The 19942-nt window shown below is 67.9% G+C and carries 17 protein-coding genes and 1 tRNA gene; 6 read left to right on the top strand and 12 right to left on the bottom strand.

The window, feature by feature from the left end; translation table 11 throughout:
- Window positions 1-2 precede the first annotated feature (2 nt).
- From OX958_RS30695 to OX958_RS30685, 3 genes are all read right to left on the bottom strand, one after another.
- On the bottom strand, window positions 3-1226 hold the full coding sequence (locus OX958_RS30695; RefSeq protein ID WP_270133596.1) for a helix-turn-helix domain-containing protein: 1224 nt from the start codon (window positions 1224-1226) through the stop codon (window positions 3-5).
- 56 nt (window positions 1227-1282) lie between these two features.
- Complete coding sequence (locus tag OX958_RS30690; protein ID WP_270133595.1) at window positions 1283-1921, bottom strand: hypothetical protein; 639 nt, start codon at window positions 1919-1921, stop codon at window positions 1283-1285.
- Between the two features lie 283 nt (window positions 1922-2204).
- Window positions 2205-2277, bottom strand: a tRNA-Thr gene (locus tag OX958_RS30685).
- 80 nt (window positions 2278-2357) lie between these two features.
- Between OX958_RS30685 and OX958_RS30680 the strand changes: the two genes are divergently transcribed.
- On the top strand, window positions 2358-3551 hold the full coding sequence (locus OX958_RS30680) for an MFS transporter (RefSeq protein ID WP_270133593.1): 1194 nt from the start codon (window positions 2358-2360) through the stop codon (window positions 3549-3551).
- Here the strand turns inward: OX958_RS30680 and OX958_RS30675 are convergent.
- A complete protein-coding gene (locus tag OX958_RS30675; protein WP_270133592.1) occupies window positions 3523-4704 on the bottom strand; it encodes an MFS transporter in 1182 nt (393 codons plus the stop codon). The two genes, OX958_RS30680 and OX958_RS30675, sit on opposite strands and share 29 nt — an antisense overlap.
- A gap of 304 nt (window positions 4705-5008) precedes the next feature.
- Between OX958_RS30675 and OX958_RS30670 the strand changes: the two genes are divergently transcribed.
- Window positions 5009-5698, top strand: coding sequence for a response regulator transcription factor (locus OX958_RS30670; RefSeq protein WP_270133591.1), 690 nt, complete (start codon window positions 5009-5011; stop codon window positions 5696-5698).
- 149 nt (window positions 5699-5847) lie between these two features.
- Here the strand turns inward: OX958_RS30670 and OX958_RS30665 are convergent, their stop codons facing one another.
- The 5 genes from OX958_RS30665 to OX958_RS30645 all read right to left on the bottom strand — a co-directional run bounded on the left by OX958_RS30665 (window position 5848) and on the right by OX958_RS30645 (window position 12116).
- On the bottom strand, window positions 5848-6777 hold the full coding sequence (locus tag OX958_RS30665; RefSeq protein WP_270133590.1) for a hypothetical protein: 930 nt from the start codon (window positions 6775-6777) through the stop codon (window positions 5848-5850).
- An 89-nt stretch (window positions 6778-6866) separates the two neighbouring features.
- Entirely contained in the window at window positions 6867-8777 is a 1911-nt protein-coding gene (locus OX958_RS30660) for a heparinase II/III domain-containing protein (RefSeq protein ID WP_270133588.1), read from the bottom strand.
- Window positions 8778-9020: 243 nt separating this feature from the next.
- Window positions 9021-9845, bottom strand: coding sequence for a carbohydrate ABC transporter permease (locus OX958_RS30655; RefSeq protein ID WP_270133587.1), 825 nt, complete (start codon window positions 9843-9845; stop codon window positions 9021-9023).
- 1 nt (window position 9846) lies between these two features.
- Window positions 9847-10689, bottom strand: a complete 843-nt coding sequence (locus tag OX958_RS30650; protein WP_270133586.1) for a carbohydrate ABC transporter permease — start codon at window positions 10687-10689, stop codon at window positions 9847-9849.
- Between the two features lie 77 nt (window positions 10690-10766).
- Window positions 10767-12116 carry an extracellular solute-binding protein gene (locus tag OX958_RS30645; protein ID WP_270133585.1) on the bottom strand — a complete coding sequence of 450 codons (1350 nt, stop codon included), beginning with the start codon at window positions 12114-12116 and terminating at the stop codon, window positions 10767-10769.
- Window positions 12117-12288: 172 nt separating this feature from the next.
- On the opposite strand from OX958_RS30645, the gene OX958_RS30640 reads away from it, so the two are divergent.
- Together OX958_RS30640 and OX958_RS30635 are read left to right on the top strand one after the other, a co-directional pair.
- Window positions 12289-14574: a glycoside hydrolase family 3 N-terminal domain-containing protein gene (locus OX958_RS30640; RefSeq protein ID WP_270133584.1), complete on the top strand. Its 2286-nt coding sequence runs from the start codon at window positions 12289-12291 to the stop codon at window positions 14572-14574.
- Window positions 14575-14579: 5 nt separating this feature from the next.
- The gene (locus OX958_RS30635; protein ID WP_270133583.1) at window positions 14580-15620 is read left to right on the top strand and encodes a LacI family DNA-binding transcriptional regulator; all 1041 of its coding nucleotides are present in this window, start codon (window positions 14580-14582) and stop codon (window positions 15618-15620) included.
- Here OX958_RS30635 and OX958_RS30630 read toward each other — a convergent pair.
- Window positions 15613-16314 carry a GAF and ANTAR domain-containing protein gene (locus OX958_RS30630; protein WP_270133582.1) on the bottom strand — a complete coding sequence of 234 codons (702 nt, stop codon included), beginning with the start codon at window positions 16312-16314 and terminating at the stop codon, window positions 15613-15615. The two genes, OX958_RS30635 and OX958_RS30630, sit on opposite strands and share 8 nt — an antisense overlap.
- A 115-nt stretch (window positions 16315-16429) precedes the next feature.
- On the opposite strand from OX958_RS30630, the gene OX958_RS30625 reads away from it, so the two are divergent.
- The gene (locus tag OX958_RS30625; protein WP_270133581.1) at window positions 16430-17383 is read left to right on the top strand and encodes a ring-cleaving dioxygenase; all 954 of its coding nucleotides are present in this window, start codon (window positions 16430-16432) and stop codon (window positions 17381-17383) included.
- Window positions 17384-17389: 6 nt separating this feature from the next.
- Here OX958_RS30625 and OX958_RS30620 read toward each other — a convergent pair whose 3' ends face one another.
- Together OX958_RS30620 and OX958_RS30615 are read right to left on the bottom strand one after the other, a co-directional pair.
- On the bottom strand, window positions 17390-17740 hold the full coding sequence (locus OX958_RS30620) for a UBP-type zinc finger domain-containing protein (protein WP_270133579.1): 351 nt from the start codon (window positions 17738-17740) through the stop codon (window positions 17390-17392).
- Window positions 17741-17788: 48 nt separating this feature from the next.
- Window positions 17789-18994, bottom strand: a complete 1206-nt coding sequence (locus OX958_RS30615) for an ROK family protein (protein WP_270133578.1) — start codon at window positions 18992-18994, stop codon at window positions 17789-17791.
- Window positions 18995-19049: 55 nt separating this feature from the next.
- Here OX958_RS30615 and OX958_RS30610 point away from each other — a divergent pair, with 55 nt between their 5' ends.
- Window positions 19050-19805 (top strand): TrmH family RNA methyltransferase, encoded by a 756-nt coding sequence (locus OX958_RS30610; protein ID WP_270133577.1) that lies wholly within the window; start codon window positions 19050-19052, stop codon window positions 19803-19805.
- Window positions 19806-19942: the final 137 nt, after the last annotated feature.

Here is a 19942-nt window from a genome sequence, read left to right as displayed (position 1 = left end):
AGCTAGTTTCGCCGCAACTTGTGGATGCTCGCTGACCTGCCGGTCCGACCAGTCGACCGGCGCTGCGACGTGGGAACGAAGTTCACAACGGTCACCGGGTCGTCGGAGCGTTCGAATGGCCTGACAGACCAATCGATCCAGCGCTCGTGATATTGGCGACTCAGGCCGTTGTGTGCCGACGCGAGTTCGAGCGTAGAAATGGCTTGCCGCTTGTACGCTCTGCTCAATGCGCGCTCGAACCAGATCGCTTCCTCGTGCCCGACACTGACCGGCTCGACCTTGTTCCACTTTCGGGCGCTGATCTGCTTGTACAAACTTCGGGCTTGGGCATCGTCGATGCGGTCCAGTTGCCGAAGCCGCACGACCAACATCTTGATCGCAACCCCCCAGCGCTCTTTCAGGCCTTGGAGCGTAGTCAATGTGACGCGGTCGCCGAGGTTCTTCAGGTCTTCAAGGAGCGGCTCGGCCGGCGCCAGGAAAGCACCCGCGAAACGGTGGGCTTGTCGCTCGTATCGGGTGCCCTCGTCGGCGGTTGCTGGTGGCGGACAGGCCGTATGCAGGGAGAGATGGCCGAGTTCGTGCGCGACCGTGAAGCGTTGCCGATCTCCTGACGGCATTGCGATCTGTCCGCCGTCTGCATCGACTGCAGCGGCGATTGGCCGGCTGACTCTGATTACAGGGAAACCGTTGACGCGGAGCGACATGCCCATGTGGCGACCGAGTTCGTCGTCCATCGGAAGGACCACGCACCCGAGACGCTCCGCAGCTCGCATGGAGTTGCCTACGACGTCTCCGGGATGAAGCTTGGCTGCCTCCCGAACCTGCTCGGCGAAGTCTTCGATGGCGTCTTCATCGTTCAGGTCCTCACCGAAGACCGGGATGATCTCAGGAAGTGACTTCAGGCCCATGAACTCGATCGCCTCGACGGCGGCCTCTGTGTCGGCGACATAGCGGTCGACCGCACGTTTGGACGCATCGGCGTAGGCACGTAGCCACGGTCTGCTCGCGACTAGGTCGCGCTGAGGCCTGGTCAGGTAGTCGGGAGTGCAGCCCAACCTCTTAGCCATGGCTTTGAGTGCATTGCTGTCGGCGGCCTGGCGCCCGTTCTCGATCATCGAAATGGCACCGGTCGCGATTCCGCAGGCGAGCGCGAACTCAGCTTGACTCCAGCCGTTCGCGACTCTGAGCCGCTGGATTCGCTTGCCGACAGTCGAAGCGCTGGTCACTGTTTCCTGTCTCCATCGTGGGGAAGTCACTAGATGCACAACGGCTGGAGTGCAGGTTAGGCGACGTTACCTTCGGAGCCCTCCTCGCCGTCGTCCAGGCCCTCTTCCTCGGTATCGCCGTCCAGGTCGAGATCCTCGTTGGTTGGCTCGAAGCGTCCACGCCCGGGCGGTAGAGCAGAACTTCCAGCGCCAAGAGGGAAGACGGTTCCTAGCTCGAGTCGTCCTGGAGAACCGTCGGAGACGCCGAGGATCTCGGCGGCGAAAACACTCTCCAACTGATTGTTGGAATCGATGGTGTAAGCGAGGACCCAGCGCTCCTCCTTGAACAACGAGTCGCCTTCCGACTGCAGAATCGCGTCGCCTTTGGACTCGATGACGAAGTCGTCGTTCTGGCCCTCCCTAGCGCGCCGGATGCGATACCAACGCTCGACCGTTCGCTCACCGTCGATCCTGACCAGTGAGCAGGCTCCTCCCGCGCCGGTGACGAACGACAGGCCGCAGCGAGAGGCAGCCACCTCAGCAGCCTCGAGGAAGAGGTACCGCACCATGCCCGACCTGGGAATCTCTCCCCGCTGGAAGCTGGGATCGAGCTCCAACGCCCGCCCGACGTTGTGGGCTCGATCCGCAAAGACCTCGCGAGCTTCGTCTGCGAGGTGACTGAGGGCCTCGAACTCATCGCCGGAAGGAAGTGACATAGCCCTGAGGATATTCCAGCAAATGTCACATGTCTAGCGACGCGCCTTCGCGACGCCCCTAACCTCTCGCTGACCTAGTTGCAGTGCTTTGGCCACGGATTGGTTCGAAGGTCCCGCCGATGTCCGCCTGGCGTTCGGACGATCTCATCGCTGCAGCCGAGGGCGCAGGAGTTGGCGCCGAACGATGGTGGTGGTTTCGGCCGCCTGATCGTCAATCACCGGAGTAAGACCGGAGTTTGGACCCTCGAGTCCATAGCCGCGAGGGTATATCTGCAGTTCACAGGGCCGACGAGGGGACTTGAACCCCTAACCACCGCTTTACAAGAGCGGTGCGCTACCAATTGCGCCACGTCGGCTGGTGCACCGGAGTGCGGGTCCATCGTAGTGGATGGGAAATGGGTGGTGGGGGAGGTGGGTGGGGGAAGAGACTGGGGGGATGGGGTCGGTGAGGGTGTTGCGGGGGCGGCGGGGGTTTCGGCGGTTGGTGGTGGCTCGGGGGGTTTCGTTCCTGGGGGACTCGCTGGGGCTGGTGGCGTTGCTGTTGTTCGTGGAGGCGGAGACGGGGGCCGCGTTGGCGGTGGCGTTGTTGCTGCTGGCGGGGGACTTCACGCCGGGGTTGTTCGGGGCCTTCGCGGGGGTGGTGGGGGATCGGGTCGACCTGCGCAAGGTGATGGTGGGGTGCGATCTGGCGCAGGGGGTGCTGGTGCTGGCGATGGCGGTCGTGTTGCCGCCGTTGCCGGTGTTGCTGGTACTGGTGGCTGTCCGGAGTCTCGTGGCGCAGGTGTTTCAGGCGAGTAGCCGGAGTGCGGTGCCGGCGTTGGTGGCGGACGAGGAGTTGGAGGCGGCCAACTCGGCGTTGGGGGGATGGACGTACGGGCTGGATGCGGTGGGGCCGTTGATCGCGGCGGCCTTGTTCCTGGTGCTGGACGTGCGCGGGATTCTGCTGATCGATGCGGCGACGTTCTTCGTGTCGGCGGTGTTGTTGTGGGGGTTGCCGAGTTTGCCGCCGAGCAACGAGCACAGCGGTACGTCGGTGCTGGCCAACGCGAAGGAGGGGTTGGGGTACATCTGGCGGACCAGGGCGGTTCGGGTGATCGGGCTCGGGTTCTTCGCGGTGGTCGCGTTCAGCGGGGTGGACGACGTTGCGATGGTGTTCCTCGCCAAGGACGAGTTGCGCGGTGGCGACTCGGCTGCCGCCGTCCTGTACGCCGGAGTCGGGATCGGCCTGGTTGCCGGTTACGCGCTGCTCACCAAGCAGGCGACGCGTTTCGCGATGCCGGTGTTGCTGATCGTCGGGTTCGCGATCAGCAGTCTGGGCAATCTGTTCACCGGGTTCGCCTGGGCGATCTGGGCGGCGTTGGCTCTGCAGACGATTCGCGGGCTCGGGATCGCCGCGTTGGACGTCGCGATCAACACGCACCTGCAGCGCGTCGTACCGGCTGCCATGCTGGGGCGCGTCTTCGGCAACCTGTACGGCGCGATCGGGCTGGCCGCGGGCCTCTCCTACGTCTTCGGTGGTCTCCTCCTCGAGCACACCGATGCCCGCACCACCTTCATCGCGGCGGGAGCGGGTGGCCTGCTCGCCACCGCGGCCACGGCGATCAGCCTGGCGCGTCGAGCTCGGCAATAGGGCGCCGCAGCGCTCGTGCACCCGGTACTGCGATAAGCGCGACTCCCGCCATCACCAGGAAGGCTGCCAGTGGGCGATCGACCAGGATGCCGACCGCGGTCGCGACCAGCAGACCGCCGAGGTTCCCTGCCATCCAGATCAGGCCGGCCGCCGTACCCTCTGCCTCGCCGGTACGCCGCTCGACCAGCTCCAGCACGATTGGCAATGCAGGCAACAACAAGAAGCCGATCAGCGTGATCGCGATGAAGCCCACCGCAACCGAGGGCGCCAGCGCCAGCGCGACGCAAGCGAGGGCGGTCACCGACAAGCTTGCCACCAGCAACGCTGCCTCGGCGTGGTGCCTGACCACGAGCACCGGCACGACGGCGCTGCCGACGACTCCGGCGACGACATTGATCAGCAGGATCGTGGAAGCGGTGCCCGCGCTGACACCGGCCGGTTCCAGCAGCGCCTGGGAGAAGGTGGTGATGGCAACGAACACGCCGAACGGGAAGATCGCCAGCACGCACAGCCGCCGGATCAGCGGGTCGCCCCAGGCGATCTGCAAGGCGCCGCGATCCGGCCGCCGGCGTTCGAGCTTGTGTTCACCAGGTTTGCGCAGGGCAACGATCACGCCGGCCGCGGCGAGCACGGAGAAGATTGCTGTCAGCCACAACACGGTCGGGAGTTGGTTGCTGTCGGGGTAGATCGCCGACAGCAGGAAGGCGAGCACCATGCCGGCGAAGATGCTCGCCGTCCCGGCCGCTATCCCGGTCGGTCGATCCTTCTCCGCCAGGTAGCGCCCGGTGATGCCGGTGACCGCGTTCAGCACCAGCGGTTGGGCCACGGAGGCCACGAGTTGCCCGGCAAGCAGCCAGCTGTAGTCGTCACCGCCGAGTCGCAGCAGCGCGCCCAGCGCGGTCAGTACGGCGCCCGCGATCAGGCCGCTGCGGAACCACTTGTCGAGGATCAACCCGGCCGGAATCGCCAGTACGACGTACAGCAGCGGGAAGACCTGCGCCAGCCAGCCGATCGCGTTCTCGGACACGCCGTACCGATCGGCGGCCACCGTGGTCACTCCGGCGAAGTTCAGCCAGACCAGTTGAGTCGCGGCCCCCACCAGCGCGAACGCGGCGATCGCTGTCCAGCGACTCCGCGGCCTGACCTCCACCATCCGTGCTCCCATCCCCAAGGCTTACCGAACAGTAGCCCTACTCCGGCCCTGCGGCGAGACCTTCGCCGACCCTGCCTCACCGGACCCGGCTCGCGGTGCGGAACAAGCGCCGAGGGTGTTTCAGAAATCGAAATCTGGGGAATTTCTCAATTCTTGGACCAGCTCGATCCTGAGTGCATATTGCGGACAATTGACTGCAGTATCAATTACTCGTTGTGTTGAGGGTCACGGGCCACCGGTGTAACGGGCGGGGACGCGCGGAAGACCGAGGGCGAAGTGCCGGGAATTCGGTGATACTCGGGTGGTGCGAGTGCTGATTGCCGGTGTGGATCAGAAGTTCGTAGCGACCACCGCGCGTGAGCTGCGGAGGTTGTCGATGGCGGTCGACGTCTGTCGGGACGGCAACGCCGCGCTGGATCGTGCCGGGCTGCACCAGTACGCCGTGATCGTCCTGGACAGCGACCTGCCGGGGGTGCCGGCCGACGAAGTGGTCAGGAAGGTGGTCGCGTCCGGCGAGGGACCGCGGTTGTTGCTGCTCACCCGGTCGGTGGAGGTGTCGGACCGGGTCGAGGGACTGGCGATCGGCGCGGACGACGTGCTGTCGTGGCCGTTCGCGACCGAGGAACTGGTGGCCAGGATCCAGGCGCTCGGACGCAGGTCGATGCGCGCGCTTCCGCCGGTACGGACCTGGCAGGGCGTGGTGCTCGACCTGCCCCGTCACCAGGCGAGTCGCGAAGGGCGCTTCCTGCAGTTGTCGCCGAAGGAGTTCGCCGTCCTCGACGTGCTGATGCGGGCCGCGGGGGTGGTGGTCAGTGCGGAGGAGTTGCTGGAGCAGGCCTGGGACGAACATGTCGATCCGTTCACCAACGCGGTCCGCGTCACGATGATGACGCTGCGGCGGAAACTCGGGTCGCCGGCGCTGATCGAGACGGTTCCCGGGGTCGGATACCGCCTGTGCCGCACGCCGGAGACATTGTCTTCGCAGTGCGGCTGAAATGCGGGCCGGAGTTCGAACCTTCCGCCCCCGGAGGTCGATCCCCGGCCCGCCGAGCGTAGTGACGTCACCACTTCTTCGATTCAACACGATCGGGACTATTGCGGCCGTCAGGGAATTCCCTTATCCCGGCCTTATCCGGGCGGCGGCTATTCGCCGGTGAGGTTGTCGATCTCCGGCGCGTAGCGGAAGTAGTGCGGGTCGTTGAAGGTGCCGGGGACCTTGCCAAGGCTCTTGATCACGGTGCCGGTGCTGCCGACGTGGCCGAACTGGTAGAGGTAGGCGGACTTGGTGTCGCGGTCGATGCCGAGGACCAGAGAGCCGTCGGGGCCACAAGGGGTGGCGATGAGTTGCTCGAAGACCTGCCAGGTCGAGGTGCGGACCGTGCGGCCGTAGGTCTCCAGCGGGTAGGTGCCGACGGGGACGACCACCACCATCAGGGCGCCGGCCCGGGTGTTGGTCAGGAAGCTCTCGTAGAGGTCGTCGCGGCCGATCAGCGTCATCGACTTGACCGTGCTCAGCCCGCCGATTCCGCCGGTGTCGCGCCAGCCGCCGTTGCTCTCCAGATTCCAGCGCTCGAAGGTGCCGGCCGTGTCCTGGGCGTAGAGCGTCGTACGGACGGAGCCGCTGACCTTCTGCTCGACCGACCGCTCGATCCAGCGGAAGTTCGACCACCCACCACCGATCCGGCGGTTGACCACCGGCCGGGCCGGATCGAGCTGTCCGTTGGCCTTGAGGTTGTAGCTGGTTTCGTACAGGGCTCCGCCCATCACGGCCAGGCCGGAGCGGATGCGGCCGCCCTGCGGCGCAGGGAGGTCCCTGAAAGTGCTGAGGTGCTTGACCGCACCCGCCGGATAGACGCCAGGGACGGACTGCATCGCGCCGACACCGACCGGCGCGCCGGCGGTGATCGTGCGGGCGGTCTGAGCGCCGGCGGCGGTGACCGAGCCGAGGTCGAGTGTGCAGGCCGCAGTACTGCTCGCGGTGGCCGACGTGGTGGCGTTGGCCGGCCCGACGGCCGAGCCGAGCGTCACGGCCAACGCCGCGGCACCCGCGAGACTGATGGTCTTTCGGAACATGACTTTCCTCCCGGTTCCGAGAGCCCCCCTTGGCTCTCATCACGTTGGAAGCCGCTCGGACCCGAGAAGTTGTGTAGCTGTCCAGACCGTTACTTCACCCGGCTCAGGTGGCCGTCCTCCCGTACTGCGACGGTGGTGCGCAGGGCTCCGACAGTGAGGTCGACGAACATCGTCGAGCCGGTCGTTCGGGTCCGGTAGCTGACCGCCGCCCGGTGGTCGGCGGGGACGATGACGGACAGGACGGTCGCCGACTTGCCGCTGCGGTTGAAGCTGACCACTGGCGCCGCCTGCCTCGTCGTGGTCGTCGGGTAGTGCCAGCCTTGCACCGGGTCTTCCTGGCCGTGAGTCACCGTGATCGCGTCGCCCGGAAGCGCTTGCTGGTAGGGGATCTGCAGCAGCACGGTCTTGACCTTGTCGCGCGGGTTGTGCGCGACCACCGTGGTCGGTGAGCTGACCGTCGCCTGCTGACCGATCGGGAGATGCCACTGGGCCTGGAAATCCTGGCTCTGCTCAGAGGTGGCCCGATCCAGCGCGAGGATCAGGTCCGGATCCTTGAGCACCAGGATCGAACGCTCGCGCGACATCCCTGGCCCCGGGGAGTCCGACAGGTGGTAGAACTCCGCTGTCGGCTCGATCCGCGAGCGGACCAGCTTCGTCTCGGTCGGGCGACCGGCCATCAGCGGGCTCGACAGCACGTTGTGCGCGGACTCGCTCTTGGCCCAGTTGCGCCACTTGTCGACCTGGTACCCCGGGTGCCCGCCGTCGACCAGGATCTCCCGGCCGTGCGAGGTGTAGGTGATCGACATGTGGTCGTCGTGCCCGTGCAGCGTGCGCGCCGGCCCGAACCTGATGCTGTACGTCGACTCCTGGGCGAAGGGCCGCTGCTCCCCCCAGCCGGTCCGGCCGAAGACGTAGCCGGCGTCGTAGATGCCGACCCGCTCGGCCGGCGGACGGCCTTGTTCGCCAAGGGTTCCGGGGTACAGCATCAGCGTACCGGGGAAGATCGTGGGCGTCCTGACTCGCTCGGAGTCGCCGAGCTGGTGCACTCTGCCGAAGGAGTCGCTGGCCATCGCGATCCAGGTCGCGAGGGCGGCCCGGCGGCCCTTGACGGACGGGCTCGGCTCGGCGCCGCAGTCCTGCAGGGCTTTGATCGCCCGGCCCCACAGTGTGTAGTTGAAGATCGCGTACGCCGTGGACTGCTCGTTGGTCGAGCCCTGTTCGTCGATCGACTCGTTGATCGCCCTGCTCAGCCGTCGTTCCGCGAGCTGCTTGAGCGGTTGACGCCCGAGCGTGCAGCCGATTCCGAACAGGGCGATGCTCTCGTCGGTGCCGTGGTTGCCCACCCCACCCCAGTTGATCTCCATGAACCTGGCGTGGTCCAGCAAAGCCTTGTCCAGCCAGGCATAACCGGGCGGCAGCGTCCGCGCCTTCGATCCGCTCAGCACTGCCTGGCGGGCGCAGATCAGCACGTTGGTGCGATGCATGGTCGCCTCGTGCGCGCCGACGTCGCCCTTCCAGTCGTACGGATTGTCGGTCACCCAGTCGCGGATGATCGTCGTCACCCGGGCCAGCGCCTTCTTGTCGCCCGCCCGGCCGGCCTCGATCCCCTGGCCGAGCCAGCGCAGCGAATGCAGCCACATGTACCAGCTGGGCTGGTTGTAGGGATTCGCCCGCCAGTTGATGTCGCCCTTGCCGTCACCCACCTGGTACGCCGGGTGCACGCCCCACTGGAAGGTGTCCTGGTGGATCCGGGCGACCGGGTTGGGCCCGTCGATCCCGCTGTACTTCGGACACTCGTACTTCGCCGCCTTCACCTGACCCGGCCGGTCCGCCGTGGTCGGCTTCGTGGCGCTCGGGATGGCCTTGGCGCCGGCCTTCGGTGGCTGCGTGGCGCGCGGCCCCCAAGCGGTCTGCGGCGACAGGATCACGGTGATCAGCGCGATCACCACGACGACGGCTCCCGCCGTCAGCAAGGGCAACCACAGTCGTCGTCGGGGCATGCCGTCCTCACTTCAGTTCAGGCCTTGACAGTTCAGGTCTAGACCGGTATTGAGGCCGGGCGTGCCCCTGGGAATGGGTGGTTCGGGTTTGGCTGCCGCTGGGCGAAGCGGTGCTACCCGGATAGACGTGCGTGAAGGCCCGAAATGTTGTAGCGATCGGGCAACAAAAAACCCACGCATCCAGCGGGCATGCTGAACCCCCGGCCTGCTAGGAAGCAGACCGGGGGTTCGTGGTGCCGAAGGTCAGCGGCTGAAGCCGGCGGTGAGACCGCTGAGGAGCTGACGGCGGCCGAGCGCGTAGAGGACGACGATCGGCAGGGTGGTGAGCACGACCGACGCGAGGACGGCCGGGACGTTCACGGAGTACTGGCCCTGGAAGGTCCACAGGGCGAGCGGAAGGGTTCGTTTCTCCGGGCTCTGGGTCAGGATCAGCGGCAGCAGGAAGCCGTTCCAGACGCCGAGACCGTTGTAGATGCTGACCGTCACCAGCGCGGGCCGGGTCAGTGGCAGCGCGAGCTTGCGCAACATGCCCCACTCGGTCGCGCCGTCCACCCGCATCGACTCGAACAGTTCCTTCGGCACGTCCCGGATGAAGTTGGTCAGCACCAGCACGGACAGCGGGATGGAGAACGCGATCGACGGCAGGATGATCGCCAGCAGGCTGTCGTACAGCTGCATCCGGATGATCAGCAGGTAGACCGGGATGATGGTCGCCTGCAGGGGGATGGCGAGCCCCATCAGGAACAGTCCGTTCACCCCCGCCAGGAACCGCCCGCCCGCGCCCCGGACGATCGCGTACGCCGCCATGAACGCGATCGCCACGGCCGGGAGGATCGTGCCGGCCGTGACGATCACGCTGTTCAGGAAGTACCGCGGGAAGTCCGACTCGATCACCAGCCGGTAGTTCTCGATGGTCGGGTCCGCGGGCAGCGCGAACGGGTTCTGGGTGAAGAAGCCGGCCTGGTCCTTGAAGCTGGACACGACGATCCAGTACAGCGGGATCAGGACGATCACCAGCCACAGCCAGCCCGTCGTACCGCCGAGCCAGTTCCGCCGGATCAACCGCATCTCAGGCACCTTCCTGCTGGCTGGCCGTCGTACTGCCGCCGAGCCGGCGGAGCAGCAGGGCCAGCGCGAGGCCGATCAGGACGAGCAGTACCGCGATCACGCTGGCCGGACCCATCAGGTTGGCCTGGAAGCCGCGTTTGTACATGTCCAGCGCGAGCACCCGGGTGGCGTCACCGGGACCGCCCGCGGTGAGCACGAAGATCAGGTCGAAGAAGGTCAGCGACCCGACCACCATCAGCGTGGACGAGGTGATGATCGTGTACTTCAGTTGCGGGACGGTGATGCTGAAGAACTGCCGGATCCGGCCGGCCCCGTCGATCGAGGCGGCCTCGTACAGGGTGGTCGGGATCTGCCGGACGCCGCCTTGGTAGATCAGCGAGTGGAACGGGATGAACTGCCAGGAGACGACGAAGATCACCACGCCGAGCGCCAGGTGGTCGCGGCCGAGCCAGTCCTGGGCCAGGAAGTCCAGGTGCAGGCCGGCGCCGAGGCCGAAGTTCGGGTCGAGCAACGCCTTGTAGGTGATCGCGATCGCGGCCGAGCTGAGCAGCAGCGGGACGAAGTACAGGACGGCGAGGACCGCCCGGTACCGCTGGCGGCCGGCCAGGAAGACGCCGAGCAGCAGGCTGATCGGGGTCTGCACGGCCCACGACAGGATCATGATCTCGAACGTCACGAACAGCGAGTGCGGCAGCCCGGGATCGCTCAGGACCGTACGCCAGTTGGAGAGTCCGGCGGCGTTGATGGCGCCGAGGCCGTCCCACTGGGTGAAGCTGAGCAGCAGCACCCCTACCAGTGGGACGACCCCGAACACCACGAAGATCGCGAGGGCGGGGAGGGCCATCCACGCGACCGAACCGCTCCGGCCGGCGTGCGAGGGCGTCCGCCGCGCGGCTCGAACGACGGTCGGAGCGGCCGCCGTCACTTGCCGATCACTCCGTTCATGCTGTCCGCGAACTGCTGCGGCGAGATCGACAACTGGAAGAGTTTGGCGATGTTGTCGAGCAGGGTGGCGGCCGCCGTCGGGCTGAGCGCCTGGTCCCAGGACTGGCCGAAGGTCTTGGCCTTGCTCGAGGTGTCGTAGACGAACTTGAGCCATTCGGCGTCGAACTTGTCGGTCACCGAGGCCAGCTTCTCGCCCGAGCTCTTCACCACCGGGATGCTGCCGGCCTTGACCCAGGCGTCGACCGACGCGTCGTCGAGGGTCGAGGTGGCCAGGAACTTCTTGGCCACCTGCTTCTCCGCGTCACTCGCCTTGGCGGAGATCGACAGGTACTGGCCGGGGTTGCCGACCGTGGTGCTCGGGTCGCCCTTGCCGCCGTCGACCGGCGGGAAGTTCATGTAGCCGAGCTTGCCGTCGGTGACGAACTTGCCGCCGTCGGCCTTCATCCCGCCGTAGGTCCAGGCGCCGTGCACCATCATCGCGGCCTTGCCGGTGTAGAGCAGGGCCTGGTCGGCGTTGGAGTCGGCGGTGATCGACGAGAAGCCCTTGATGAAGCCGCCCGCCTTGATCAGCTTCTGCATCTCTTCCAGGGCCTTGATCGCGGACGGGTCGGACCAGCCGTTCGCCTTGCCGTCGAAGATGTTCTGGAAGACCTCGGTGCCGCCGATCCGGTCGAACAGGAACTCCAGCCACATCATGCTGGTCCAGCGCGACTGGCCGCCGAGCGAGAACGGCGCGATGCCCTTGTCGTTGAACTTCGGCACCAGATCCATGATGTCGCCCCACGACTGCGGCGGCTCGGCACCGATCTTCTCGAACGCGCTCCTGTTGTAGAACAGGACGATCGGCGTCGTGGTCTCGACCGGCATCGCGTAGATCTTGCCGCCGACGGTGGCCGCGCCGAAGGCGGACGGGAAGATCGACTCCTTGAGTGCGGCGTTCTCGCCGAACCAGCTGGTCAGGTCCTCGACCTGGCCGGCGTCGACGTAGCTCTTCAGGCCGCCACCACCCCAGCCCCAGATCAGCGTCGGGCCCTCGCCGGCCCCGATCGCGGTCTTGATCTTCTGCTTGAAGGCGTCGTTCTGGAACGTGTTGGTCTTCAGTGCGGAGTCCGGGTTGGCGGCGTTGAACCGCTTGACCTGGGCTTCGCGGAGCCCCTGCTGGGGCTGTCCGGTGAGGTACCAGTACGTCGCGCCGGTACCGGTCGCGCCGCCGCCGGTCGATTCGCCGGTGCTTTTCGGGCCGGAGGTGCCGCAGGCCGCGAGGCCGGCGGCCATCGCGGCGCTACCGGCGGACAGTCGGAGGAAATTGCGCCGTGAAGTCGTCATGTTTCGTAACGTAGATTTCGAGAGTGTTGCTGTCAAGATCTTGAATACCCTCCGTTTCTGCGTCAGATTAAGACATATGGGTGACAACGGAGTAACGAAACATTTCGAAAATACTGCTTGGCTCGATATCTCGTTACCGGCCGAGAAGCGGGCCGAATTGCTTTTGCAGGCGATGACGTTGGCCGAGAAGGTCGCCCAGCTCGGCAGCCGCTGGGTCGGCAACGACCAGACCGGCGCGCAGGAGCCGGCCGAGGAGCAGCTCAATGTCGCGCCGATGCAGGACGTCTTCTCCACCGCCGGAGCGGTGTCGCTGGAGGATGCCAGCCGCCACGGGCTCGGCCAGCTCACCCGGGTCTGGGGCAGTGTGCCGTTGTCGTTCGAGGAGGGTGCGGCCGAGGTGGTCCGCCAGCATCGCGTGGTGCTGGCCGGCTCGCGGCTCGGCGTACCGGCGCTGGTGCACGAGGAGTGCCTGACCGGCTTCACGACGTACGGCGCGACGGTCTACCCGACCGCGCTCGCCTGGGCGGCGACCTTCGATCCCGAGCTGGTCGAGCGGATGGCGACGGCGATCGGCCAGGACATGGCAGCCGCCGGCGTGCACCAGGGACTGTCGCCGGTGCTCGATGTCGTGCGCGACTATCGCTGGGGCCGGGTCGAGGAGTCGATGGGCGAAGACCCTTATCTGGTGGGGATTCTGGGCTCCGCCTACGTCCGTGGGCTGCAGAGCGCCGGGATCGTCGCCACCCTCAAACACTTCGCCGGGTACTCCGCCTCGCGCGCCGGGCGCAACCACGGGCCGGTTTCGATCGGGCGGCGTGAGCTGCTCGACGTCATCCTGCCGACCTTCGAGCTGGCGATCGCCACGGCGGACGCGGGCTCGGTGATGACCTCGTACTCCGACCTGGACGGGCTGCCGGCCGGCGTCGATCCGTGGCTGTTCACCCAAGTACTGCGAGACGAATGGGGTTTCGCCGGCACGGTCGTGTCGGACTACTGGGCGGTGCCGTTCCTGGCCAGCATGCATCGCGTCGCGGCCACCGCCGACGATGCCGGCGCACTGGCGCTTGCCGCAGGCACCGATGTCGAGTTGCCGGACGCGATCGGTTTCGGCGCGGGCCTGGTCAAGCGGGTCGAATCGGGTGAGCTGTCCGAGGACTTGATCGACCGCGCGGCCCGCAGAGTCCTGCTGCAGAAGGTGCAGCTGGGGCTGCTCGACCCGGACTGGACGCCGGAAGGCTCGGTGCGAGTTCGCGATTTCGACTCGGCCGGGAACCGTGCGCTCGCGCTGGAGCTGGCCGAGCGATCCGTCGTGCTCCTCGACGCCGGTACGGCGCTGCCGCTGGAACGCCTTGCGCCGAAGCGAATCGCGGTGATCGGGCCGGCCGCGGGCGACCCCAGGAGCTTCATGGGCTGCTATGCCTTCCCCAATCACGTCCTGCCGCGCTACCCGGACCTGGGCCTCGGAATCTCGGTGCCCACCCTTTTTGATGCTCTAGGCAAGGAATTGCCGGAGGTCGAGCTGGTCCACGAGCGCGGGAGCGCTGTGCTCGGTGAGGATCGCTCCGGGTTCCCGGCGGCGGTCGAGGCGGCTCGTGGCGCTGATCTGGTGATCGCCTGCGTGGGTGACGTCTCCGGCCTGTTCGGGCAGGGATCGTCGGGTGAGGGCTGCGACGCGGAGGATCTGCGCCTGCCCGGCGTACAGGGGGAGCTGGTTGCCGCCCTGCTCGATTCCGGTACGCCGGTCGTCGTGGTGGTCGTCTCCGGCCGGCCCTACGCCCTGGGTGAGATCGCGGCGAGGGCCGCTGGTCTGGTGCAGGCCTTCTTCCCGGGGCAGGAAGGCGGGGCGGCGATCGCCGGAGTGCTGAGCGGGCGAGTCGTGCCCGGCGGCAAGCTGCCGGTACAGATTCCGCGGCAGCTGGGCGGGCAACCGGGGACGTACCTGCAGCCGCCACTGGGAAGTGTCGAGAGCGCAGGTATCAGTGGGTTGGAGGCCACGCCGCTGTTCCCGTTCGGGTACGGCGCGTCGTACACGACCTTCGAGGTCGGCGACCTGCGGCTCAGTGCTGACGAGATCGCCACCGACGGCTCGTTCGACGTGACCGTCCAGGTGCGCAACACCGGCGTACGGGGCGGTGACGAGGTGGTCCAGCTCTATCTGCACGACGTGGTGGCGCAGGTCGCGCGGCCGGTGAAGCTGCTGACCGGGTTCGCCCGGGTGCGGCTGGAGCCGGGGGACGCGGCGGAGGTCGTCTTCCAGGTGCATGCCGACCGAACCGCTTACAGTGGGCCTGATCTGCGGCGCATCGTCGAGGCGGGCGAGATCGAGGTGCTGGTGGGGACCTCGTCGGCGGAGCTGCCGTGCCGCGCGACCGTGCGGATCACCGGTGCCACCCGGGTGGTGGGTCACGATCGTACGATGGTGACCCCCGTCGAGATCCGCACGAGAGGAACAGGGTGAGGGAGGTGCCGCGTTTGACCGGCCGTGTCACGTTGGCCACTGTCGCCGCCACTGCCGGGGTGTCGGTCGCGACGGTCTCCAAGGTGCTCAACGGGCGCAGCGACGTCTCCGAGTCGACCCGCGCCCGCGTGCAGGAGATCCTCCGCGACCACGAGTACGTCGGACGGCGGCCGGAGCAGGTCGACCGAATCACGGTCGAGCTGTTCTACCAGGGCTTCCTCAACAGCTACTCGGTGGAAGTGATCCAGGGCGTGGTCGAGGCGGGGCAGGCGGCCGACGTGGACGTCGTCCTCGGTTCGCGGCCGCTGCCGTCGGCGCCGCGCAGTACCGGCCGGGCGGCGCAGTGGATCCGCGAACTGACCTCGACCGGACGCCGCGCGGCGATCGGGATCACCTCCGAGCTGACCGACGCCGATCTCGCGGCGTTGTCGCGAGCCCGGCTGCCACTGGTCGTGGTCGACCCGATCAGCATCGCGCAGCCGGACGTCACCAGCGTCGGCTCGACCAACTTCGCGGGCGGGATGGCGGCCACCGAACACCTGCTGTCGCTCGGTCACCGGCAGATCGCCTACCTGGGTGGGCCGCCGTGTTCCGGCTGCAACCAGGCCCGGCTGAACGGCTTCCGCGGCGCGATGGAGGCCGCGGGCGTCTCGGTGCCGAAGGAGTACGTCTGGCTCCGCGAGTTCCTGTACGAGGATGGGCTCGCCGGTGGCGCGGCCCTGCTGGACCTGCCCGAACCGCCGACCGCGATCTTCGCCGGCAGCGACGAGACCGCACTCGGCGTGATGGAAGCGGCCCGCGCCCGCGGACTCCGGGTCCCCGAAGACCTCAGCGTCATCGGCTTCGACGACACCCAGGTCGCTCGGCTCGCGTCCCCGCAACTGACGACGATCCGTCAACCGCTGCGCGAGATGGGCGCGGTGGCCCTCCGTACGGCGCTGCAACTGTCCGCGGGCGAGAAGGTCGATTCCCATCACGTCGAGCTGGCGACCAGCCTGATCGTCCGCGACTCCACGGCAGCCCCGGTCCGCGTCGCCGTCAGCTGACCTCACGACTGCCGGGCAGTTTGCGGGTGTCGATGAGCTGCTGGGCCACGTCGCGGAGCTTGGTGTTGCTGTCCTGGGAGTAGCGGCGCAGTACCTCGAAGGCGCGGTCGCCGTCCAGGTCGAAGCGCTCCATCAGGATGCCCATCGCCTGGCCGACCAGTTTGCGGGCGTCGACGGCCTGGGACAGGGTCTCCTCGTTGCGCGCGTTGGCGACGGCGATCGAGGCGTGCCGGGCCAGGATGTGGGCGATCGCCAGGTCGTCGGGCTCGAAGCTGTTCGGCTGCTCGGCGAACAGGCTGAGCACGCCGACCGGCTGGTTCGCGGGCATCAGCGGGAGGTGGAGGACGCTGCGGACGCCGATCGAGGCGGTGAGTGCCGACCACTGCGGTGACCAGCGGTCGTCGGTGGTGGCGTCGGCGACCGTCACCGGCGCCCGGTTCTCGAGGCTGGCGATCAGCGGGCCCGTGCCGGCGTCGATCTGCAGCTGGTAGAGGTCCGCGATGATCGGTGCCGTCACCGCCGCGATCACCAGCTGCCGGCCGTGCTCGAGCAGCACCAGTCCGGCGTACCGGCAGGACAGCGCCTGGCGGGCGAACTGCACCGCGGTCTCGACGGTCTCGGCGACGCCGGTGGAGTCGTGCAGCTCCACGGCCAGGCGTGCGAATGCTGCGGCCGTGGGGTGCTGAGTGCTCATCGGACCTGCTTTCTGCTCCTCGCCGAGTCGGAGATCAGCCTAGCCATTCGCGCGCCTCGAGGGGCAAGCTGGTGACGTGGCCGAGAGCCCTCGGCGCAGGGGAGAGGAAGCGCCGATGGCCGCCGGAATCGCACCGCACGGACTGCACCACGTGACCGCCATCGCGGAGGACCCGCAACGCAACGCCGACTTCTACACCACCGTGCTGGGTCTCCGGCTGGTGAAGCGGACCGTGAACTTCGACTCGCCCGAGAACTACCACCTGTACTACGGCGACGAGTCCGGCCGGCCTTCGACACTGCTGACCTTTTTCGCCTGGCCGGGCGCCGACGCGGGCCGGCAAGGTACCGGGCTCACCACGGCCACCGCTTTCAGCGTGCCGCCGGAGGCGCTCGGCTGGTGGCAGAAGCGGCTCAAGGACCTCGGTGTCGACTCGGACGACCCGGTCGCGCGCTCCGACGAGGAGGTACTGCGGCTGCGTGACCCGGACGGCCTGGTGATCGAACTGGTCGCCTCCGACGGAGATTCACGCTCGGGGTGGGACGGCGCGGCCGCAGTACCGGCTGAGAGCGCGATCCGAGGCCTGTACTCCGTGACGATGACCGAGCGTGAGCTGGAGCCGACCGCGGAACTGCTGGCCGGGATGCTCGGGATGTCCCACCAGCCGACCACCTCCGACCGGACGCGACTGGTGATGTCGGGTGGCCAGGAAGGTACTGCGGTGGACGTGCTGCCGAGCAAGGAGTCCCGCGGCTTGCAGGCGGCGGGCACGGTGCACCACATCGCCTTCCGGGCGCCGGATCAGGAGACCCAGGCCCGCTGGCGGCTGGAGCTGCTGGAGGCCGGGATCAAGGTGACCGAGATCCTGGACCGGCAGTACTTCACCTCGATCTACTTCCGTGAGCCCGGCGGCGTGCTGCTGGAGATCGCCACCGACCAGCCGGGGTTCACCGTCGACGAGCCGTTGCTCGAGCTCGGCCGGCAGCTCAAGCTGCCGCCGTGGCTCGAGCCGGATCGTGAGCAGATCCAGAACGCGCTGCCGCGGCTGCGCGCTCCGGAAGGCTCCTGACGCCGCCTACTTGTGGATGTGCTTCACCCAGTCGGCCGGTACTGCGCCCTCCGGGCCCGGAGCCGGCTGGGTGACCGGGTGGTTGACGGGCGGAGCCAGCTCGGGACCCTCGACGATCTCCTCGGTCCTGAAGTCCCAGAACCAGTCCTCACCCGGTTCGTAGGACTGGATGATCGGGTGGCCGGTCTCCGCGGCGTGCTTGCCGGCGTGCTGCTCGGGGGAGCTGTCACAGCAGCCGATGTGGCCGCACTCGGCGCAACGGCGGAGGTGGAACCACCAGCCGCCACCGTCGGTGCACTCGACACAACCAGGTCCCGAGGGGGCGACCTCGGGCCGGATCCCGGCGTCGTTCGTCATACCGTCAACCCTTCGTTCGGTGGTTCGCAGTTCGCAGCCTAAGCCCAGTCAGCTGCCCGGAACGGTGAGCAGGTCGGCGAAAACCGTGTCCAGGGCCATCTTGGCCGCACCGAGTGCGACCGAGTCGGCGCCCATCGTCGAGGTGACCACGTCGACCGGGAGCAGCGTGAGCTTGGCCAGCTCCCGCCGGAACGGTTCGGCGATGATCGCCCCACCGCGGGACATGCCGCCGCCCAGGACGACCACCTCGGGATCGACGGCCAGCGCCAGGACGGCGGCGCCGGTGGCCAGCACCTCGGCGAACCTGATCAGCACGGCAAGGCTCTCGGGATCCTGTCGCGCCGCGGAGGCGATCACGAACTCGCCCTCCCGGCCGGACGGTGCACCCGCCTCGGCAGCGAGCTCGGCGCCGCGAGCGTGCAGCCGCTCGACCGCGTCGGCCCAGCCGAGCATCGGCAGTACGCCGATCTCACCGGCGGCGCCGTGCCGGCCCTGATGGACCTGGCCACCGATCAGTACTCCGGCGCCGGCCCGGTGCCCGGCGAACATGTAGACGACGTCGCGATGCTCCTGAGCCGCGCCCTTCCACTGCTCGGCCAGCGCGGCCAGCTTCACGTCGTTGGCGACGGCGACGGGCCGGCCCAGACCGTCGGACAGGATCCCCGGTACGGCGACCTCGGTGAAGCCGGGCAGCGAGTACGGCGCGAGACTCGCTCCGAACGGCCCGACCCGTACGTCGGACACGCCCTCGGCGGCCCGCAGCGCGCCGGTGATCCCACAGGCCACGCCGGTGATCGCCGTCGGGTCGAGCCCTGCGTCCGCCCAGCAGGCGAGGGTGGTGTCGATCGCCGCCTGGAGTCGGTCGCGCGCCGGGAGGCCGGGATCCAGCTCGACCCGGCGGCTGGCCAGCGTGTTGCCGCGGAGGTCGGTGACGACCGACATCGATTTGTGTGCGCCGATGTCGATTCCGCTGACGTAACCGGACTCGGCGCGGAACCTGAAGTGGCGGGCCGGGCGGCCCGCGGGCCGCCCGGACGGCGTCCGGGGTGGCGGGGTCTCTTCGACCCGGTTCTCGGCCAGAAGTTCGGCGAGCAGGTCCTCGGCGGTCGGGCGGGAGACGCCGATCACCCCGCGGAGTTCGCGCAGGGTCAGGCTGGGCGCGTTCACGAAGGCGCTCAGAGCAGCGGAGAAGTTGAGCCTGCGGAGCAGCGACGGATCGCCCAGCCGTCCACCCGGCTTCTCGTCACTCCTCACGTTCGAACACTAACGAACGGCGTAAAGGCTGCACGCCGCGCTGTACCGTACGGGGGTGGATCAGGAGGCGCGGGAGAAGCTCTCTCCCCGGGACAAGTGGATCACCATCTTCGGGCGTAAGCCGGTGCTCGAGGCACTGAGCGACCCCGCCCTGTCGGTGGCGAAGGTCGTGGTCGCGGACAACGCCGGCGGTGGTTCGCTGGACGAGATCCTGCGGGCGGCCAGCCGGACCGGTACGCCGGTGGAGCGGGCGACCGCGTCGCGGGTGAAGTGGCTGGCCGGTAACGGCAAGCACGACCAGGGCGTGGTGGCCGACGTGAACGCGCCGCGGATGACGCCGCTGGCCGACTTCGTCCGGGCCCGCGGCAAGCGGCCGACCAACGTCTTCCTGCTCGACGGTGTCACCAACCCCGGCAACGTGGGGATGATCCTGCGCACCGCGACCGGAGCCGGCTTCGACGGCGTCATCCTGCCTCGCGCCGGTACGCCGCACGTGGGTCCGCTGGTGATCAAGGCGTCCGCCGGGGTGGCCTTCCAGGCGCCGATCGTGAACGTGGCGACCGCGAAGGCGGCCGTGAACCTGCTGGTCGAGGCGGGGTACCGCATCTACGGGCTGTCGGCGCGGTCGAAGCAGTCGCTGTTCAGGGCTGAACTGGCGCCGCGCGCGGTGTTCGTCCTGGGCGGTGAGACCAACGGGATCACCGTCGGCACCGACGAGGACCTGCAGATCCCGCTGCACGCCGGGGTCGAGTCGCTCAACGTGGCGGTCGCCGCGGCCGTCGTTGCCTTCGAGGTCACCAACCGCGACTGACCCCGTCGCCGTCGCCGCAGCCGTCGCCGAGCCTCATCCGGTCCGGATGAGGCTTTCGCCTGCGCTCGATTATTGATTCGGCCTTGCGTCAGCGCCAGGCTGCGGTTTACCGTCCCGGTTAACGTTTAAGTGAGCGT

This window comes from Kribbella sp. CA-293567 (assembly GCF_027627575.1).
Classification (GTDB): domain Bacteria; phylum Actinomycetota; class Actinomycetes; order Propionibacteriales; family Kribbellaceae; genus Kribbella.
The sequence above is the reverse complement of the archived record's forward strand: the minus strand, read 5'-3'. Positions and strand labels throughout refer to the sequence as shown.

What these genes read in the sequence shown, in the direction of transcription:
- OX958_RS30690 (WP_270133595.1), bottom strand. Translation starts at nt 1,921, where the DNA reads ATGTCACTTCCTTCCGGCGATGAGTTCGAGGCCCTCAGTCACCTCGCA.
- OX958_RS30680 (WP_270133593.1), top strand. Translation starts at nt 2,358, where the DNA reads ATGGGGTCGGTGAGGGTGTTGCGGGGGCGGCGGGGGTTTCGGCGGTTG.
- OX958_RS30675 (WP_270133592.1), bottom strand. Translation starts at nt 4,704, where the DNA reads ATGGTGGAGGTCAGGCCGCGGAGTCGCTGGACAGCGATCGCCGCGTTC.
- OX958_RS30665 (WP_270133590.1), bottom strand. Translation starts at nt 6,777, where the DNA reads ATGTTCCGAAAGACCATCAGTCTCGCGGGTGCCGCGGCGTTGGCCGTG.
- OX958_RS30660 (WP_270133588.1), bottom strand. Translation starts at nt 8,777, where the DNA reads ATGCCCCGACGACGACTGTGGTTGCCCTTGCTGACGGCGGGAGCCGTC.
- OX958_RS30655 (WP_270133587.1), bottom strand. Translation starts at nt 9,845, where the DNA reads ATGCGGTTGATCCGGCGGAACTGGCTCGGCGGTACGACGGGCTGGCTG.
- OX958_RS30650 (WP_270133586.1), bottom strand. Translation starts at nt 10,689, where the DNA reads ATGGCCCTCCCCGCCCTCGCGATCTTCGTGGTGTTCGGGGTCGTCCCA.
- OX958_RS30645 (WP_270133585.1), bottom strand. Translation starts at nt 12,116, where the DNA reads ATGACGACTTCACGGCGCAATTTCCTCCGACTGTCCGCCGGTAGCGCC.
- OX958_RS30640 (WP_270133584.1), top strand. Translation starts at nt 12,289, where the DNA reads ATGACGTTGGCCGAGAAGGTCGCCCAGCTCGGCAGCCGCTGGGTCGGC.
- OX958_RS30630 (WP_270133582.1), bottom strand. Translation starts at nt 16,314, where the DNA reads ATGAGCACTCAGCACCCCACGGCCGCAGCATTCGCACGCCTGGCCGTG.
- OX958_RS30625 (WP_270133581.1), top strand. Translation starts at nt 16,430, where the DNA reads ATGGCCGCCGGAATCGCACCGCACGGACTGCACCACGTGACCGCCATC.
- OX958_RS30620 (WP_270133579.1), bottom strand. Translation starts at nt 17,740, where the DNA reads ATGACGAACGACGCCGGGATCCGGCCCGAGGTCGCCCCCTCGGGACCT.